The organism is Roseofilum reptotaenium CS-1145 (genome assembly GCF_028330985.1).
GTDB classification, from domain to species: Bacteria; Cyanobacteriota; Cyanobacteriia; order Cyanobacteriales; family Desertifilaceae; genus Roseofilum; species Roseofilum reptotaenium.
Map to the genome: position 1 here is coordinate 167,202 of NZ_JAQMUE010000075.1, position 18,656 is coordinate 185,857.

The window sequence follows — 18,656 nt, forward strand, 5'->3', positions numbered from 1 at the left end:
GAATGGCCAGTAAAAATATATATCTGAGTCAGTTAACTGGAGACGCTACCTATACCCAAATTGTTTTTAACAAAGTTTGGGGTAAGGTGGAAGCCGATCGAGCTGCCTATCCCGAAAAAAAAGTTTTTATGATGGCATTTGGCGATACCAGTCAGCCTTTGCCACCGACAGTGGTACAGGGCTTAGTGAATGCGGCAACTCGTTTGGGCGATCGCGAAACTTATACAGGATATGAAGATGTCACGGGAAATCCCGATTTACGACATGCGATTTGCACCAACTATTACCAGAAAAAACTGGGGATAGACTTTGACCCTGCTGAACTGTTCGTCACTGATGGCGCTCAATCGGTTTCGGTCAATATTCAAGAATTGTTTGCCCCTGATAATGTCGTAGCGATTCCTAACCCTGCCTATCCATCTTTTGTGGAAGGCACTTTACTGGCGAGTCGAAAATTAGTTGATTTGCCTTGCCATGAATCAGATAATTTTGTGCCCAAGCTGCCCCAGGAAAACGTAGATATTATTTATCTGTGCTTTCCGAATAATCCTACCGGGTCGGTTGCCACTCGCGAACAACTTCAATATTTTGTGGACTATGCAATCGCTCGCCAAGCCGTCATTATTTTTGACGCGGCTTATAGCGCTTTTATCACTACCCCAAACATCCCTAAAAGTATTTATGAAATAGAGGGGGCAAAAAAATGTGCCATTGAAATTGGCAGTTTTTCCAAAATGGCTAATTTTACGGGTTTAAGAGTCGGATGGTGTGTGATTCCTCATTCCCTGATGATTCAAAATACCGTCCCTGGAGAATTAAATGACTTATGGCGGATAAGACATTGCGTCAAGTTCTGGGGCACGGCTAATATTTCTCAGCAAGGTGCGATCGCTGCTTTATCGGAAACCGGCCAACTAGAATGTCAAGAAGTGGTGAATTATTACCTGAAAAATGCTGGTGTACTTCGGCAAGGTTTGGAAAAAAGCGGATTTCAGTGTTTTGGTGGGATTGACAGTCCTTTTGTTTGGCTGAAAGCAACTTCAGGCTTATCCTCTTGGCAGTTTTTTGAAAAAATGTTACAGTCAACAGGGATTGTCGGTGTACCAGGTTGCGTCTTTGGCAATTGTGGAGAAACTTACTTACGATTGGCCGCATTAGGACACCGAGAGGAAATAGAAGGGGCTGTAGAAAATGCGGATAAATATTTTAAATAAATTAAGACCGGAACTTAAACGATGGCAGTGCTAATCCTTACAGAAATCGAGCTGACAGATCTGTGGGTTTCCACATTAATCGCCCAATTGAAGAAACGCAATCCCGATATAGATTGGCGAGTCTGGCCTGAATGCGGGAAACTTGAAGACATTGAGATTGTTTTAGCATGGTATCCTCCACCCGGAGTGATGCAACAGTTTTCCAATCTAAAGCTGATTATATCTTTAGGTGCTGGAGTCTATCATATTTTACGAGACCCGAATCTCCAAGCACAAGTGCCGATTGTTCGTCTGATTGACGATCGCTTGACCTTGCAAATGGCACAGTACGTCACTCTAGCAGTTTTGCTTTTTCAACAACGATTTTTTGAGTATCAAAAAATACAAAAATTGAGACTTTGGGAATCTCTGCCCGTAGCAGAGGCTAGATGCTTTACAGTGGGGATTTTGGGGTTAGGAGTTTTCGGTTCTACCGTCGCTAAAAAGTTAGCTGCAATTGGTTTTCCGGTGCGGGGGTGGAGTCGAAATCCTAAACAAATAGAAGGAGTTGAATGCTTTTACGGGTACGAACAGTTTGAACTTTTCCTCAGCCAATGTCAGGCGATCGTTTGTGTGCTTCCCGTCACCTCAGAAACCAAGGAAATTCTCTCTAATGAGACCTTTTCAGCGTTACCGCAAGGTGCTTATTTAATTAATGTTGGTCGAGGTCAGCACTTAGTAGAAGCCGATCTATTAAACGCATTAGATTCAGGTCAAATTGCCGGTGCTTGTTTAGACGTATTCAACACCGAACCCTTGCCTCACGACCACCCTTTTTGGTCTCATCCACGGATTATGGTCACTCCTCATATCGCTGCTGAAGGTCAGCCAGATAATTTTGCCGATTTGATTCTTGAGACGCTCTTTCTCTACAAAACTGGACAACCTTTAAAATATCTGGTCGATCGCAACCAGGGTTACTAATATAAGGCCACCTATTCCGAAAAAAATACACAGCCTGACTTATGGTTCTTATCCCATAAATTCTATAGCTTCAGGCAGATGCTTAAAATATTCTCAGCCGATGGGCATATAGCTTTTCATAATAAGGCAAGCACAAGTCATAAAGATATTTTAATTTTTCGCTTTCATTGATATTTAAGTAATAAAGTATCTTGAAACAGTGATAGAAAACGATTGTCAACTCTATGAAGAAAGTAATATGGGAAATCTTTGACAAAAACTGGTCCTTTCTCAAGGATTGAAACCAGGTGTTGTAGCACCACATCATAATTATATTCAGGTTGTGGCTTAACTTCCGATTCGCTATGGAAAATTCGCTCTTCACTGTAGTATGCAGACTTCCCAAAAGGTTCATGGACAACAGTAAAATTCCCCTGATTTTTAATCATCCACATAAACGCATTTGAACGGGATCTAGGAGTTGATCACAAACTCAAATTTCTTTTCATCTTCTTTAATGAAGTATCCACAAATAATAAGTATTATATAATATCATATCAAAGCATTATTTTGCAGTACAGAATACCAACTGCTAGTTTAATGTTATAATTGCAATCACAATTACAGACCAATCCTGGGTTTTAACCGTCCATTTGAGAGGCAACAAATAGATGACTGCATCAACAGTATCGCCAACATTACTCAGCCCTTTTAGCTTACGAGGATTGCCTCTAAAAAATCGCATAATCATGGCCCCTATGACTCGCGGGCGTGCAGGTTCAGAACGCATTCCCAACGATTTGATGGCTGAATATTATGCTCAACGGGCCTCTGCGGGTTTAATTATAACCGAGGCAACAGTTATTTCTCAACAAGCCAATGGATGGGTAAATTCACCTGGGATTTACTCAGACGAACAAACCGAAGGCTGGAAACAAGTGGTTGAGGCCGTTCATGCTCAAGGAGGACTAATTTTTCTACAATTTTGGCATTGCGGACGAGCCTCCCATAGTAGTTTTCAGGAAAACGGTCAATTACCCGTTGCCCCTTCAGCTATTAAACTCAATGGAGAGTACGTTCATACTCCGATTGGCAAACAACCTTACGAAACCCCCCGCGCTTTAGAAACTGAGGAAATTCCCCTAATTGTAGAAGACTATCGTCGAGCAGCAGAACGCGCTCAAGAGGCGGGATTTGATGGGGTAGAAATTCACGGTGCGAATGGCTATTTAATCGATCAATTTCTGCAATCTAAAACCAACCATCGGACTGATAGGTATGGTGGGAGTGTGGAAAACCGATATCGCTTTCTCAAAGAAATTGTTGAATCCGTTCTCACCGTTTGGTCGCCAGATCGAGTAGGGGTCAGACTCGCCCCCAATGGGAATTTTAATGATATGGGGTCGCCAGATTTTCGCGAAAATTCTCTGTACATTGCTCAACAGTTAAATGTTTACGGATTAGCTTACCTCCATGTAATGGATGGTTTAGGCTTTGGTTTTCACGAATTAGGAGAACCGATGACGTTGGCAGAATTTCGAGAAGTATTTACAGCACCGCTAATGGGAAATTGTGGGTATACTCAAGAAACTGCTGAAGTTGCCATTAAAGAAGGAAATGTCGATTTAATTGCCTTTGGGCGACCATTTATTAGTAATCCCGATTTAGTAGACCGTTTTGCTAATAGCTGGCCGCTGAATCCCGAAGCAGAGATGAACATTTGGTTTTCATTTGACCGAGAAGGTTATACGGACTTTCCAAACTATAGTCAATGACCCAATTTTCTCTATATGCTCTAACTGATTTCATCTAACTTGCGCCGTACCTCTTGAATATCCTGCCACATTAACCATTTCGGCTTTCCTTGTTCGCGGGAGGGATTTCGCAGTAAATAAGCGGGGTGAAAAATAGGCATACAGAAGCGTCCTTCCCAGTCAAACCACTGACCGCGAATTTTAGTAATTCCTCGTTTATCTGCTAAGATCCCTTGAACGGCTGTGGCACCGGTCAATAAAATGATTTTCGGATTCACTAAGCGGATTTGTTCTAATAAATAAGGCTTACAAGCGTCTATTTCTGAGGACGTGGGTTTACGATTTCCTGGAGGGCGACATTTATTGACATTGCAAATATAAACATCACGCTCGCTATCTAATTTTACCGAAGCTAAAATTTTATCGAGTAACTGACCGGATTTCCCCACAAAGGGTAATCCTTGTTCATCTTCATTTTGTCCAGGCGCTTCTCCCACAATCATCAAGCTAGCTTTGGGATTTCCCCGGTGAATCACTAAATGGGTACGGTTTTGTCCTAATTCGCAGCGCTGACACTGTTGGCAATGTTCGGTTAGGGTTTCTAAGGTTTCATAGGTTCCTGAAGGAATGGGAATTTTGGGATCTTTGGGAATTAATTCTAGGGAAGAAAATTCGGAATTGCCGGCAATACTTGAGTCATCGAATAGATTAAGTTGATCGGAATTAGACATTTCAATGAATAATGAATAATGAATAACTAACAAGGTTTGGCATCTCCTACTGGAGACGGATTCGCTTCCCAAGGGATGAGGTGCCCTACTCGATTGTTTCATCTAATTTGATACATTATATTTTGTTGGTAGTGAGGGCTTTAGCCCTCTCCAGTTAGGCTTTAAAGCACTCTTCGTGCTTACTACAAACAAAGTCCTATTTTAGATGAAACAATCCACTACGGGCTACTATTCCCTATTCCCTCACCTTCTGCAAGAAGTCTATTCGTCTTTGCCTAGGATACTGGCTAAGAGGGCTTTTTGGGCGTGCATTCGGTTTTCTGCCTGATCCCATAAGCGAGATTGGGAGCATTCCATCACTTCATCGGTAATTTCTTCACCACGATGGGCGGGTAAACAATGGAGTACAATGGCTTCGGGATCGGCTAATTTTAATAACTCTGTATTCACCTGATAAGGTTTGAAGAGGGGAATCCGTTCTCTGGCTTCTTTTTCTTGACCCATACTTGCCCAAACATCAGTATATAAAGCATGACATCCTTTGGCCGCTTCTTGGGCATTGTGGGTAACAATCACTTCTGTTTTACCACCCGCAAATTCTTTGGCTTTGGCGACAATGTTCGAGTTGGGTTCATATTCAGCCGAAGGGACAGCAATGCGTACATTCATGCCCATCATCGCACAGCCGAGTAAGAGGGAATTGGCAACATTATTGCCATCGCCAAAATAGGATAGGGTTTTACCTTCGCAACTGCCAAAACATTCTTGAATGGTGAGTAAATCAGCGAAAATTTGGCAAGGATGCTCTAAATCAGTGAGCGCGTTGATGACAGGAATACCAGAAAATTGGGCATAGTCTTCTAATTCTTTTTGTTCAAAGGTACGAATGGCTAAAATATCTAAATACCGGCCCAAAACTCTGGCTGTATCGGTAACAGGTTCGCCACGACTGACTTGGGTGACACTGGGATTGAGGTCAATGACTTGACCGCCCAGTTGATACATAGCAACGCTAAAGCTAACGCGGGTACGGGTTGAAGCTTTACTAAATAAAAGTCCAAGAATTTTACGGCAAGTCCAACTGATGTCTCCTGATTTGAGTTGGGCGGCAAAGGTTAATAGATCGTGCAGTTCGGTAACAGTTAAATCGGCAACGCTTAATAAGTTTCTTCCTTTTAAGGCTTCCATGAAGGTCTCCACAAAACAATAGTATACAAGGAATGGGGAGTAGGGAGTAGGAAATAGGGAATAGAGAATAGGAAAAAGTTGATCTTCCCTATCCTCCCCATTCTCCTATTACCCATTTTGAGGTAACCAATCTTTGAGAGTCATGCCACCCAAAACAGCAGCTAGGATGATTAAGGCTCCAATACCAATGGGACTGGGAACCCAAAAAATGACTTCTAAGTGATTGATTTCTCCGGCCTCAAGTGTCCAAATTAATTGATGATTTTCGGGGTCTGAGACGGGAGTGAGGCTATTTTCAGCTTCGGTAATGGGTTGAGCACCCCAAGGGGTGGTAAGGGCAAATTCTAGATTGAATAGGGAACCGGGACTGACGAGAACATTGCCTTCGGAGGAGAGAACGGCGAGCGATCGCAAATCCACATCCATTTCTAGACGGTTGCGAATGGCAATCCAAAAGTTATTTTGAGTAATGTTGAGTTCCGAGGTGAGTTGGGGTAGGGTTTCATCCTCTGTTTGGGTTTGGAGATTAGTGGGGTTAAAAAACTCATTAAACTTGGAGGTTAAGTCTGCACCATTATAAAAGGGAATGGTGACAAGCAGTTCCCGGTCAGAAATCCGTTGGGTTTTGCCTCGCAATTTTCGGGTACGCTCTTGCAAGCTTTCTAACCATTGTTCGGCTACCACTTGACTGAAATCGTGCAGGCGATCGGAAATTTGCACCCGTTGCACCATTTCTCCATAGGTTTGGCTTTGAAAATTGACCCCCACATCATACTTAACGCATCCTGTGAGGGCGATCGCCAAGATTAAATATAACGGCCAGAAAATCCGAACCCTAGATCGATGTTTTCCCATGATTTTGGTCTATCTCGTGTTGGCTGCCTTCCTATTATCCCTCTATCCGAAGCCAATCCACCCGCCAATAATTAAGGCGATCGCCACTAAAGCCACCCAAAGAAACCGATTATCTTCTGTTTCTACGGAGGACAAATCCACGGGTTCTAACTCCTCTTTGGACTTTGGAGGCTTAACCTGGGTGGTTCCTGTTCCTTGACGATAAAGGCGATCGCTCTCCTCCATGGCGGATAAATCGGGAATCGTAGTATTCCATTCCGAACGGCGATTGAGCTGGGGAGCCTTCAAAATCTCTAATAACCGGCGTGCTTGTTTGCGAGTGTGCCAATCGGGATGATTGTCCAGGGTTTCACATAAAGATAAGGCTTCGTCGCGCTTTCCGGCTGCTTCATAGGCGGTGACTAACCAAATCTGCACTTCACCTCCCAAGGCAGAAGAGCCAGACACTTGGCCCTTGGCAGCTTCTAAATCGGCGATCGCCTCCCGATAGTCTCCACGCTCAAAGGCTTGTTTACCTCTTTCCAACACTTCCATCCTTCCTCCCTAAGCCACAATCATCGAACCAATTCCAGCATCAGTTAGCACTTCTAACAGCAGGGAATGGGGAACCCGGCCATCAATAACATGGGTCGCTCTGACTCCTTGAGCTAAACTTCGGACACAGCATTGCACTTTTGGAATCATTCCTCCGGCGACAATGCCTACCTCAATGAGATTGCGAGCTTCCTGAATATCTAAGCTATCGATCAGGGTTGAGGGGTCTTTATAGTCTCTCAAAATACCGGCTGTATCAGTTAACAAGATCAGTTTTTCCGCCGATAAGGACGCAGCCAATTCTCCAGCTACGGTATCGGCATTAATGTTATAGGCTTGTCCTTGGGGATCGCAGGCGACACTAGAGATTACGGGAATATAACCATTTTCCAACAATGGCTTCAGAACTTTGGTGTTGATACTGCTCACTTCTCCCACAAATCCAATCCCTTCTTGACCCTGGGGGCGAGCGGTAATCAAGTTACCATCTTTACCGCACAGCCCGATCGCCTGGCCCCCAGCTTGATTAATTAAGGAGACAATTTCCTTATTCACCCGACCGACTAACACCATTTCTACCACATCCATCGTCGGTGCATCAGTTACGCGTAGTCCATTCTTGAATTGGGGTTCAATGCCTAATTTGCCCAGCCAGGTGTTAATTTCCGGCCCTCCCCCATGGACTAGCACCGGACGCACTCCCACACAGGAAAGAAACACAATATCGCGCATCACTTGTTCTTTGAGGGTACTATCTTTCATTGCTGCTCCCCCGTATTTAATCACGACCGTCCGACCGGCAAATTTCTGGATATAGGGGAGAGCTTCACTTAAGACACGAACGCGAGTGGGTTCATCTAGATGGTCAGTTACTGCTGTAGACATGAATAGATTCCTTGATTTAACAAAGGTCTGATTGTGGATGAAAGCCGAGTGGCTCAACTGTTAATTGTGAATTGGCTAACAATATAGGTAATGATACAGCAACAACTAGCAGCTAATTTAGGTGATGATACAGGTTGGAGAGACCAAAACTTAAGATTTACAATAAGAACATAGATAATCACTTCTGAAAAGAATAAGGAAGGTAATGAGGGTAGAATTGTGGCGATCGATCTCGAAACCGGGGAGTTTGAACTAGCTGATGATACGATGACGGCTTCGGATCGATTAATGGAACGATACCCAGATGCACAAATCTGGTGCGTTCGCATTGGATACAGGGGCGTTCATCGCTTTGGAGTAGGTCGCTTACTATAACATCATGATGCAGGGAATAGTCAATCGCAATTGTGAGGCAACACTCCGGCTAATGGTGGGTAATGTAAGTTCACAAAGGCAAGTCATTGATGCTGTGATTGATACAGGTTTCACTGGTTTTCTGACTTTGCCTGTATCGGTGCTGACTGATCTCCAACTCAGGGCTTACAGGCGGGAAGAAGGCACTTTAGGCGATGGAAGCACTTGTGTTTTTGATGTTTATCGTGGTTCTGTAAATTGGGATGGAGAGTTTCGACCAATTGATATCAACGCCTCTGAGACTACGCCTTTGGTGGGAATGAGTCTGCTATACGGCTATCAGGTATAGATTAATGCTATTCCTGTAGGTATTGTTACTGTTCGTTCGTTAAATAGTTCAAACTAATCGAACCTAAACCCTACAACTCAATCACCTTGTAAAAATGGAATGGGAAGCGGCGATCCAATATTCTCAAAAAATTCCAATCTGAACCTAATCATAGCGATTAAACTATGAATTAGTTTTTATAATTGTGAACAGAATCGGATTTCAAAATCCGAGGGAGTTGGCTTAGAACGGTATCGGCTACTTGTTTGGGGGACTCAGCTCCAGTGAGCGTTAGATGTAAATCGGCTTGTGCATAGAGATCTTGACGGCGATCGCACAACGTCTGTAAAGTCTCCAGGGGATTGGCCGTTTTTAATAGGGGACGAGTATCATCGGTTTTTAGGCGATCGTAGAGGATTTGTACCGGAACATCAAGCCAAACCACAATCCCATGGCGCAAATAGCCCCAATTCTCCGGTTTTAGGATAATACCGCCACCCGTCGAAATCACAGAGCGCACTTGAGCAGATAATTGGGCTAGTACCTGGGTTTCGAGTTGCCGAAAGCCTTCCTCTCCCTGAGTGGCGAACAATTGGGGAATCTTAGTACCTGCCACTCGTTCAATCAACGTATCCGTATCAAAAAAACGATAATCGAGCTGTTTAGCTAAACCCTGGCCCACTGTAGTTTTACCAGCCCCCATCATACCCACGAGGAAAAGGCTACAGTGTTTAAGGGTGTTGTTCATGGCTCAAAGGATTAACAATTAACGATATAAGAATGATACAGCCAATCCTTAAACTATTATGCACAGCCATAACATTCTGCATCGCGAAACGATTCTTAATTCAGCCGAAGTGATTTATGTATAGCAAAGAAAGGGAGAGTTAGGACTCACACAGAACTGTCCCATCAGCCTATAACAAGGGGCTTAGAGCCAATTGCCTGTCCTAACCAACTCTTTCTCTGCTATAGCAGCAGAAGGGAGAGTTAGGACACTTTCTATTGCTTTCGTGCCTATTGCCTCAAACAATACTGTCCTAACTTAACGAGTTGATTGCTATAAGCCATGCATGCATATTTGCTTTCAATATGCGCCTTGCGAATAAGTTAGCTCATAACTGTGAGAATAGACCTCAAAAATCAAGCCAAAGGGGTCTTCTACATAAACCATTCTGTAAGGCTTTTCCCCAGGATAGTACTCACGGATGGGCATTCTTTGCTTACCACCATGAGCAACTATTTTTTCTACAAGACCTTCTATATCTGGATCTTGTACGCAAAAATGAAATGTACTTGTTTTCCAGTACTCGAAGTCCGTGGGTTTTTCATTATTGTTGAACTCAAACATCTCTACGCCAATTCTGTCACCAGTAGACATATGGGCAATTTTGAAAGATCCCCAGCCAGTCCCAAAGACATCAATACACATCTGACCTATAGGTGTTTCAGACTCTTCAGTAATGAGAGTCGGTTTCATAATCAAATACCAACCCATCACAGCGCTATAAAACTCAACTGCTTTCTCTACATCAGGAACAGAAATCCCAATATGTGAAAAAGCTCTTGGATAGTTACTCATGGTATTTCTTCCCTAAGAAGGTTCACTCTACATTAGCCCACCCGCACAAGATACAGCACTTTGCTTGCATTTCATAACGCAAGCTTGAATCCTCTTTCTCCATGTACCACAACCCTATTCCCTATTCCCCAGCGCAAAGCGCTGTATTACTTTGCGGCGCGTGGCACTCTAAACCCAATCTTGATCTTCTGAAGGGTTGGAATCTTGAGTATCCCAGTCAGTTGTGTCTTTCTCTTTCTTTGGAGCGGAAGGAGGAGTAGAAGGGGGTGCAGATGCTCCATAAGGGGGAATAATCACCCGATAGTCGGCATCATAAACGGTGTCCTTCGGTTTTTCGATAGGGCGCTCTGGAGGTTTTGAGACACTACGATAAGTATTTTGGCTGTCTTGTTCTCCATTACCCCAAGTTACTGGATTAGGGCGCTCTTCTTCCCATTCCTTGGGGGGTTTAGGGGTTTGTTCCCAATCGTCTTCTGAATTAACAGAGCGTTTAGATTTAGAGAAGAAATTCTTACCTGGAGAGCGGTTCCTTTCCTGTGGAGATGAACCACTCTGGTCACTTCGACTACGCTCACTTCGACTTCCATCAGTGACCGGGTTCGAGGCGATGTTGGTCTTACGGGTTGAATCGGTTTCTGGCTCGTCTGTATATTCGCTCACTCCATCAGCGCTTTGTAAAATGATGGTAATCAGGCGAGAGCTGATGAGTCCCAGGGTAAAGGCAATAAAGAGCCAAATGCCCAGGGGCAGAGAGGGTAACTTCCCTCCCAAAAACACCACGGACATTGAGGGGGTCAGATTTTGCGCTACGGCAACAAGACCGATCCCTAGAACTCCCAATAGCACATTTTTTTGATTCATCTGCCTATTTTAACCCGCCCTGCCAACGGTTGAGAGGAACGCAATCAATACCAAATTGATCGAGTGCCCTCGCGACCACAAAATCAACTAAGTCTTCAATGGTTTGAGGGTTATGATACCAAGCAGGAATCGCGGGTACAACTTGAACTCCAATTTCAGCTAAGGCGGTTAAGTTCCGCAGGTGGATGACGCTTAAGGGAGTTTCCCTAGGAACGATCACCAATTTTCGTCCTTCTTTGAGCTGCACATCGGCTGCTCTTTCTAGTAAATCGGAACTTAATCCGACTGCTAGTTTAGCGACTGTGGACATACTACAGGGGATCACTAACATACCCTGAGTTCGGAAGGAGCCACTGGCGATCGCCGCCCCCACATTTTGCCAAGGATGACAGATTAATTGTCCCTTGTCCATTTCTCCGGCTTGTTCTCGCCAAAATTGACTTTGTTTTTGCCCGTCTCCAGGCATAGTAATCCGTTGTTCGGCTTGCCAAACTTGATACGTCGCTTTGGAGGCGACTAACTCAATGGTGTATTCTGCCGCTAATAGGTACTTAAGGGCGCGGACAGCATAGATGAGGCCAGAGGCCCCAGAGACCCCCAGGATTAAGGGTAAATTCATGATTTTAAGATGGGGGATGGGGGATATTCTAGACGCGGGGACGCGGAGATGGGAGAGGAGGATAGGGAGGTTAAAATCCTATTCTCTATTACCCATTACCCATTCCCTAGTTATAGTAATCGTCGTCTTCTTCGTCCTCATCATCAAAGGTATCAGGGCTATAGCTACCGCCACTAATGGCGACTAAGTCGATTTGTTGACGATAGTAGTCTACACTCTTGACTTGGACTTCGACGCGATCGCCTAAGCGATAGTGATTGCGATTTTTACGCCCAATCAGCATTTGTTGACGACTGCGATATTCATACCAGTCATCTTTTAGGGAGCTGACATGCACGAGTCCTTCAACTAGGACATCTTCAAGTTCGACAAAAAATCCGTAGGATTGAACCCCGGTAATCACTCCGTGGAAGATTTCTCCGGTGTGGGATTTCATGAACTCAGCTTTTTGTAGGCCATCCAAGTCGTCTATGGCTTCTTGGGCGATACGTTCGGCTTCGCTTAGATGGGCAACAATGGCGCTAAACTGGTCTTCTAAATCGGCTTGCGTATCTGGGGGCAGTACATTCCAGTTAATTTTGCCATGACAGCTACTGCTGGTTAAGTTGACTCCTTCTTTAGCACGAGCGTTACGGCGATCGCGACCTTGAGTCAAGACTTCATGCAGAACCCGATGAATTAACAGGTCAGAATATCGATGTAAGGGAGCTGTAAAGTGGGTATACCCTTCATCGGCCGCTAACCCAAAGTGAGGTTTGGGCGCAATACTATAAAAAGCGGGTTTGAGTGCCCCTAGCAGTAAATAGGTCAGCACTTTCTGGGCTGACGTGCCATCAAACTGCCCAGTAAAATTCTGATAATCTCTGGGTTTGACATCTTCTTCATCTTCGAGTGCCAACTCGATCCCTAGATTAGCCGCCAGTTTAATCAGTTCATGGATTTCTTCCACATGGGGGGCTTGATGAACCCGATAGAGGGCTGGGACTTGTAGCTCTCTGAGATGTTTAGCGACCAGTTGATTGGCTAAGATCATCAGTTCCGTCACCATTCCTCTAGCAGGTAAGGAGAAGGGAACCACCAAAGCACCTAGGGAACCTTCATCATCGTAGTGGTATTTCTGATCGGGTAAGTTCAGCTCAAAAGACCCTCGTGCTAGACGATGCTGGCGCAGTTGCTGGGTGAGGCTGTAGAGTTGTTTAACCGTTTCTCCCAGAACTGCTGGTAGGTCTTCAACGGGTTCTTCTGCCACCAGAAGAGCTTGGGTTTGTTGATAATTGAGATGATGATCTACGCTAATGACCGTGGGTTCAATCGTATATTCTTGAACTTGACCTTGACTATCGAGAATGATCAAAACCGAGAGACTACGCCGCTCTTGTCCTTGAATCAGGGCGCAGTGTTGAGTCACTTCTGGGGGTAACATGGGTAGCACTTTGTGCCCCAGATAAACGGAAACGCCCCGTTTGGCAGCCGCTTGATCGATCGCCGAATTGGGGGGAATCCAATCTGAGACATCGGCAATATGAATGCCTAAGCGCCAATTGCCTCCTTCCCACGGCTCTACGCTAATCGCATCATCAAAGGTATCGGTTTGATCGGCATATTCTCCTGGTTTGATGGTGAAGGTTAAGATCGAGCGTAGGTCTTGGCGATCATCTGGCCCGATTCCTTGGGGTTGTAAGTTAGCCGCCTCTTCGAGAACCGCAGGAGAAAAAATCTTGGGAAGGTCGTGTTTGCAGCGAACAATTTCGGTATCGGCTGCTTCTTCAGCGTTGAGTCCCAGCACTTGGGTGACTTCTCCGATGGGGGGATAAGGCCCGAGGGGATAGCGCTCAATGGAGACATGCACCAAATGTTCAATGGCCGATTCTAGGGTTCCATTGTTGGGTAAGCTCAGTTCAAAGAGTAAACGGTCATCGAGGGGAACCGCTTTATACTCCCCATCTTGCCATTTGATCCGAGCGAGAACCGAGGTAATGGCACGGTCGATGATCAGGAAAACTTCTCCTTCTGGCGATCGCCGTCTGGAACCTTCTTTGAGGACACGCACAAAGACGCGATCGCCATTCCAAGCGGTAGATAGATTGCTTTCTCGGATATAAATATCCTCAGCTTCTTCATCATCTTGAATGGCAAAGCAAAATCCCTTACTCGAACAGCGTAGTTTTCCTTCTACCAGTCCATTTTCTAGACCCCGGCGATACCGTCCTCGGTCTTTGATCAGTATCCCCATTTTCTCTAGAGCATCCAGAGCGATTTGTAGTTGACGTAGACTGATATCACTCGAAAGTCCCAGTTTTTTTTCTAGGACTTTAGGAGCAATCAGTTTATCATCAGTGAAATTGGAGAGCAAATTGGCGATCGTGAATTCCATGTAGCGATACGTCCTTAGTTGTCTGTGTCTTTACAGCCAGTTGGCTATCTGGATAGGGCGAGGCGGTTCATGGAGATTGAACCAGCCTAGCTCTCAAATCTGGATTAGATCGGGTCAATTTATGGGGACGATCTTAATCCAATCCTTGCCTTTAGGGTGGGGCTGTTTCTTAACAAGAGTCTGATCGATGCAGATTCTTATCCGTATGGAAACTATTCAGCCTTGAGCTAAGGGCAACCCAATCGCGAATCAGGTAGATATTCCTATGGTCTTTTGCTAAGGTTTATCCGCACTAACGGAAATGATGAGTTGCGGATAAGAGTCTCAACTCAGACCCAAAGATTATCAGAGCATGATCAAGCCTTCTTCTGAAGAATAAGCTTGCGTTAGGGTAAACCGGAAAGAGTAGACCCGTACATTTCCCTTAACTTGCTGCCACCTGTTAACGTTTGGTGAATTGCTGGTCAATTGATCCGAGGATAAAATCGACTCTTTTCAGTTTATCATTAATCGGGATCGAGTAGATCGATGATCGATGATTTAATGACGCTCACCGGTCACAATATAAGCCACGCGCTGGCCAATATTGGTTGAATGATCCGCCATACGCTCTAAATGACGAATGATTAAAACCAGCAATAAAATCGGTTCTATTTCTCCTTGAATATGGCGTTGATTGGCTAATTTTTGGTACAGATATTCATAGTCTGCATCGACTACATCATCTTTTATTTTGATCTCTAAGCCTCCCTGAGCATCAAGGTTGGATAAGGCAACTAAACTCATGGCTAACATGGATTGAGTGCGATCGTACATCAGTTGCACTTCGCCAATCATGGGATGGGGAGGATAAGCAAAGAGTTTAATTGCAATCTCTCCTAAGTCTTTGGCATAGTCCCCAATGCGCTCTAAATCTCTAACCAACTGCATCATGGAACTGAGTAATCTTAAATCTTGGGTGACGGGGGATTGAAGAGCAATGGTGGTCACACAATCGAGTTCAATTTGGCGATAGAGTTGATCGATACGCTTGTCTTGGGGTTTAATCTGATTGGCTGCTTCTAGGTCTTGTTCAAATAGGGCTTGACGAGCTAGGCAGCATGAATTTTCTACTAGAGCGCCCATCCGTAGTACATCCCGCTGCAAGCTCCGAAGCTGGCGTTGAAAATAGGTTCTCGTGATTTTTGAGGTTGATGTTGGGATATCCACCCGTATCCTCGACCAACTAAATACTGAATAATTGCCCTTGAATTCCATCAGTATAGCGACTAGCTCTGGCAATGGCTGAATTTAATTGAAGTTTAACCCAATGGCCACTTTGAGGGAATGGGGAATGGGGTGCAAGCTATCTCCCTATCTCCCTATCCCCTATAGCTCCGACAACGTGACCAATAACAGCGATCGCCGGTGAGGTAAATCCGCTTTCTTCTACTTCATGAATAACCGTTTCTAAGGTTGCCACTAGGGTTTCTTGTTCGGGACAAGTTCCCCAACGGATCAGACTAATCGGAGTTTGGGGAGATAATTGGGCCTCGAGCAGTTGGGGGATAATCTGGGATAAATTATGAATCCCCATATAGATGACAATCGTTTCTGAACCTTGGGCGATCGCCTGCCAATTCACTTTCGGTCGATATTTTCCAACGGATTCGTGCCCAGTTACAAACGTCACTGAAGAACTATAACCCCGATGGGTTAAAGGAATGCCTGCATAGGCTGGAGCGGCAATTCCGGAAGTAATACCGGGCACTACCTCTACTGGAATTCCTTCAGCGATCAGATCGGCCATTTCTTCCCCACCGCGCCCAAAGATAAAGGGATCTCCACCTTTGAGACGAACGACGATCGCCTGAGTTTGAGCCTCTTCAATTAAAATTTGGGTAATTTCATCCTGCTTGAGTGAATGTCTTCCGCGTCGTTTTCCCCCATGGATTTTTTTCGCCTTCGGGTTAATCATCTCTACAATGGGAGGACTGACCAAAGCATCATAAACTACCACATCGGCCATCTGAAGCAAGTCTTTTCCTTTGAGTGTCATTAATCCTGGATCGCCAGGGCCTGCACCAACAAGATAGACTTTACCGAGGGGAGAAGATGAAGAGGTCATAGAGGTTCAGTGGGGTTATGTAGACTTTAGATTAGGGTCGAAAGAGGGGAAGATACTGTTAAATCCAGTACCATTTGGGCTAAATGGGGATTTTGATTGAGGGGAGAGTGCAGGATATAGTCCAATTGAGGATCGGTGGCTTGTTTTGCGGCTAGGGTTTCGGCGATCGTATCAGTAATATAGCCAGGAAAGAGGAAATAGGGCAATACTCCAATCCGACGATACCCCAAATCCATTAATTGGCTGATTCTCCAGTCTAAGGATGGCATTACTGACCAATAGGCATCAAGAACTCCCAATTGATGGGCTAGGGTTTCGACGGGTTGATTGCCACCGGGTCGGCGACTACCATGGGCCATAACGATCCAAATATCGCGATCGGTGGTCTTGATTTCTCCTGCTAATCGGTTGTGCAGTTGGGGATGACTTCCTAAATAGGGACAGATTTCTAAAGTCATCTTTTCTCCCAAGAGGGTTTGCGCCTGCTGCACTTGAGCCGGAATGTCTTCCATGACATGCACTCCAGGAAGCAGAAATAGGGGAATGATTTGCAGATGATCGATATTTTCTGCCAAAAGGCGATCGCCAAACTGTTGAATTTGTTCAGCTAAGGTCAGTTCACCCAACTCTAGAGTTGCCGTTTCTACTCGAGTGGGGGCACTGTGTTGGCACTCTAAACAGGTACGAACCTCTTGCGCCAAGTCCAAAACACCCTGATGGGGACGAGGGTCTCGGCTGCCGTGAATGACTAATAATTTACCACAAGAATGAGTCAAGGTTGAATGGCCAATATAGGGGTTTGAAAACCAGTGTACAGCTTAGTCTAGAACGTGTCATAGTGGCTCTAAGTTTTTGAGAACAGATAGTTTTCTAAGTTTTCTAAAAATGGGAGTAGCATGGGTAGGGTGTAAACCTGGATGCGATCGCCATGTTGAAAACGAATACGATCATTTCTCTACTTTTAGTCTTTGTACCTATCTCCATTGCCGGCCACTTTCTGGGCTGGGGATCAACAACCATCTTTATTACTTCCGCTTTGGCCATTATTCCCTTAGCGGCTTGGATGGGAACGGCAACGGAAGAAATTGCTGTGGTGCTCGGGCCCAATTTGGGGGGGCTAATGAACGCTACTTTCGGTAATGCTACTGAATTGATTATTGGTCTAGTCGCCTTAAATGCTGGCTTAGTCGATGTGGTGAAAGCTAGTATCACCGGCTCCATTATCAGTAACTTGCTGCTGGTGATGGGGTTTGCCATGTTTTTAGGTGGCATTCGTTATAAAGAACAAAACTTTACCTCAGTGGTCGCCCGTCTGAATGCCTCAGCCATGAATTTGGCGGTGATTGCCATCTTGGTTCCCACCGCAGTCGATGTCACCTCTGATGGTATTGCGGAAGAAACCATGCAAACGTTATCGGGGGCAGTATCCATCGTTTTAATTGTGGTTTATTTACTCACATTGCTCTTTTCCATGAAAACCCATTCCTATCTCTATGATGTGGGATTGGCAGAAAATGAGGAGGAAGGCGAAGAAGAAACCCCTGAACAGCCCAATATCACCTTGTGGTCTCTGGTATTGCTGGCAGCAACTCTAGTGGTTGCCGTAGAATCAGAGCTATTGGTGGCTTCTTTGGAAGAAGCCACTTCTTATTTAGGCTTAACCGCTCTATTTACCGGGGTTATTCTAGTTCCCATCATTGGTAATGCGGCTGAACATGCCACCGCAGTTACCGTAGCGATGAAAAATAAAATGGAACTGTCGGTTTCTGTAGCGATGGGTTCGAGTTTGCAAATTGCCCTGTTTGTAGCGCCCGTGTTGGTCTTAGCCGGAGTATTCTTTCACCAACCCATGGATCTCGATTTCAATCCCTTCGAGTTAGTCGCCGTGGTTGTCGCTGTTTTGTTGGCTAACTCGGTTAGTTCCGATGGTCGTTCTGATTGGTTGGAAGGCTCTCTGTTACTAGCAACCTATGTGGTTTTAGGGTTAGCGTTCTTCTTCCATCCGGCGATCGAAGGATTAGGGTAATATCTAGTCGATCGAATCCATTAACTGCCTAGCTGGACTAGATCGGCTCTCTCCTTAAAAGATAAGGGGCTTGCTTGAAGAGACCAGTTGCTCTAAGCCCCTTGTTAAGGCCAGTAACAACCAAGCTACAGCAAAATAGAGAAGGGATTGTTTGAATACAATAGACATCTCCTAAAACCATTAAAACCTTTGAGCATAAGGTTTTTACCCCATCATCAACTCGGAAGCTCCCAATGCAACTTTAACGAATTTATAGGACTTTAAGCTATTTCACAATAGCCACTTTCAAAAAACATAGGATA

General features: G+C 44.9%; 18 protein-coding genes and 1 pseudogene. 6 read left to right on the plus strand and 13 right to left on the minus strand.

Translation table 11 applies throughout. The annotated features are described in order from the left end of the window. Positions 1-2 precede the first annotated feature (2 nt). The 3 genes from PN466_RS14225 (at position 3) to PN466_RS14235 (ending at position 3,931) form a co-directional block, all read left to right on the plus strand. Positions 3-1,214 (plus strand): LL-diaminopimelate aminotransferase, encoded by a 1,212-nt coding sequence (locus PN466_RS14225; RefSeq protein WP_271940299.1) that lies wholly within the window; start codon positions 3-5, stop codon positions 1,212-1,214. A 21-nt stretch (positions 1,215-1,235) separates the two neighbouring features. Continuing rightward, on the plus strand, positions 1,236-2,177 hold the full coding sequence (locus PN466_RS14230; protein ID WP_271940300.1) for a 2-hydroxyacid dehydrogenase: 942 nt from the start codon (positions 1,236-1,238) through the stop codon (positions 2,175-2,177). 650 nt (positions 2,178-2,827) lie between these two features. After that, positions 2,828-3,931 carry an alkene reductase gene (locus tag PN466_RS14235; protein ID WP_271940301.1) on the plus strand — a complete coding sequence of 368 codons (1,104 nt, stop codon included), beginning with the start codon at positions 2,828-2,830 and terminating at the stop codon, positions 3,929-3,931. Between the two features lie 20 nt (positions 3,932-3,951). Here the strand turns inward: PN466_RS14235 and PN466_RS14240 are convergent, their stop codons facing one another. The 5 genes from PN466_RS14240 to argB all read right to left on the minus strand — a co-directional run bounded on the left by PN466_RS14240 (position 3,952) and on the right by argB (position 8,103). After that, positions 3,952-4,641 (minus strand): uracil-DNA glycosylase, encoded by a 690-nt coding sequence (locus tag PN466_RS14240; RefSeq protein WP_271940302.1) that lies wholly within the window; start codon positions 4,639-4,641, stop codon positions 3,952-3,954. 261 nt (positions 4,642-4,902) lie between these two features. Then, positions 4,903-5,829 (minus strand): ornithine carbamoyltransferase, encoded by a 927-nt coding sequence (gene argF, locus PN466_RS14245; RefSeq protein ID WP_271940303.1) that lies wholly within the window; start codon positions 5,827-5,829, stop codon positions 4,903-4,905. Positions 5,830-5,937: 108 nt separating this feature from the next. Then, a complete protein-coding gene (locus PN466_RS14250) occupies positions 5,938-6,684 on the minus strand; it encodes a DUF3153 domain-containing protein (protein ID WP_271940304.1) in 747 nt (248 codons plus the stop codon). Between the two features lie 42 nt (positions 6,685-6,726). Beyond that, positions 6,727-7,218, minus strand: a complete 492-nt coding sequence (locus PN466_RS14255) for a hypothetical protein (RefSeq protein WP_271940305.1) — start codon at positions 7,216-7,218, stop codon at positions 6,727-6,729. 9 nt (positions 7,219-7,227) lie between these two features. After that, a complete protein-coding gene (argB, locus tag PN466_RS14260) occupies positions 7,228-8,103 on the minus strand; it encodes an acetylglutamate kinase (RefSeq protein WP_271940306.1) in 876 nt (291 codons plus the stop codon). Between the two features lie 195 nt (positions 8,104-8,298). Between argB and PN466_RS14265 the strand changes: the two are divergent. Then, positions 8,299-8,478: pseudogene (locus tag PN466_RS14265) on the plus strand (hypothetical protein); the annotation flags it as partial. A 4-nt stretch (positions 8,479-8,482) separates the two neighbouring features. Continuing rightward, complete coding sequence (locus PN466_RS14270; RefSeq protein WP_271940308.1) at positions 8,483-8,806, plus strand: clan AA aspartic protease; 324 nt, start codon at positions 8,483-8,485, stop codon at positions 8,804-8,806. A 169-nt stretch (positions 8,807-8,975) separates the two neighbouring features. On the opposite strand, the gene PN466_RS14275 is transcribed toward PN466_RS14270, so the two are convergent. From PN466_RS14275 to PN466_RS14310, 8 genes are all read right to left on the minus strand, one after another. Next, positions 8,976-9,533 carry a shikimate kinase gene (locus PN466_RS14275; RefSeq protein WP_271940309.1) on the minus strand — a complete coding sequence of 186 codons (558 nt, stop codon included), beginning with the start codon at positions 9,531-9,533 and terminating at the stop codon, positions 8,976-8,978. A gap of 339 nt (positions 9,534-9,872) precedes the next feature. Continuing rightward, positions 9,873-10,367 carry a lactoylglutathione lyase family protein gene (locus PN466_RS14280; RefSeq protein ID WP_271940310.1) on the minus strand — a complete coding sequence of 165 codons (495 nt, stop codon included), beginning with the start codon at positions 10,365-10,367 and terminating at the stop codon, positions 9,873-9,875. 168 nt (positions 10,368-10,535) lie between these two features. After that, the gene (locus PN466_RS14285; RefSeq protein WP_271940311.1) at positions 10,536-11,228 is read right to left on the minus strand and encodes a hypothetical protein; all 693 of its coding nucleotides are present in this window, start codon (positions 11,226-11,228) and stop codon (positions 10,536-10,538) included. 4 nt (positions 11,229-11,232) lie between these two features. Then, positions 11,233-11,847, minus strand: coding sequence for a flavin prenyltransferase UbiX (locus tag PN466_RS14290; protein WP_271940312.1), 615 nt, complete (start codon positions 11,845-11,847; stop codon positions 11,233-11,235). Between the two features lie 106 nt (positions 11,848-11,953). Next, positions 11,954-14,221, minus strand: a complete 2,268-nt coding sequence (locus PN466_RS14295) for a ribonuclease R family protein (RefSeq protein WP_271940313.1) — start codon at positions 14,219-14,221, stop codon at positions 11,954-11,956. A 540-nt stretch (positions 14,222-14,761) separates the two neighbouring features. Beyond that, positions 14,762-15,430 (minus strand): phosphate signaling complex protein PhoU, encoded by a 669-nt coding sequence (phoU, locus tag PN466_RS14300; protein WP_271940314.1) that lies wholly within the window; start codon positions 15,428-15,430, stop codon positions 14,762-14,764. Between the two features lie 136 nt (positions 15,431-15,566). Next, positions 15,567-16,328, minus strand: a complete 762-nt coding sequence (gene cobA, locus PN466_RS14305) for a uroporphyrinogen-III C-methyltransferase (protein WP_271940315.1) — start codon at positions 16,326-16,328, stop codon at positions 15,567-15,569. A gap of 26 nt (positions 16,329-16,354) precedes the next feature. Further along, positions 16,355-17,104, minus strand: a complete 750-nt coding sequence (locus PN466_RS14310) for a sirohydrochlorin chelatase (RefSeq protein WP_271940316.1) — start codon at positions 17,102-17,104, stop codon at positions 16,355-16,357. Between the two features lie 152 nt (positions 17,105-17,256). On the opposite strand from PN466_RS14310, the gene cax reads away from it, so the two are divergent. Continuing rightward, the gene (gene cax / locus PN466_RS14315) at positions 17,257-18,354 is read left to right on the plus strand and encodes a calcium/proton exchanger (protein ID WP_271940317.1); all 1,098 of its coding nucleotides are present in this window, start codon (positions 17,257-17,259) and stop codon (positions 18,352-18,354) included. Positions 18,355-18,656: the final 302 nt, after the last annotated feature.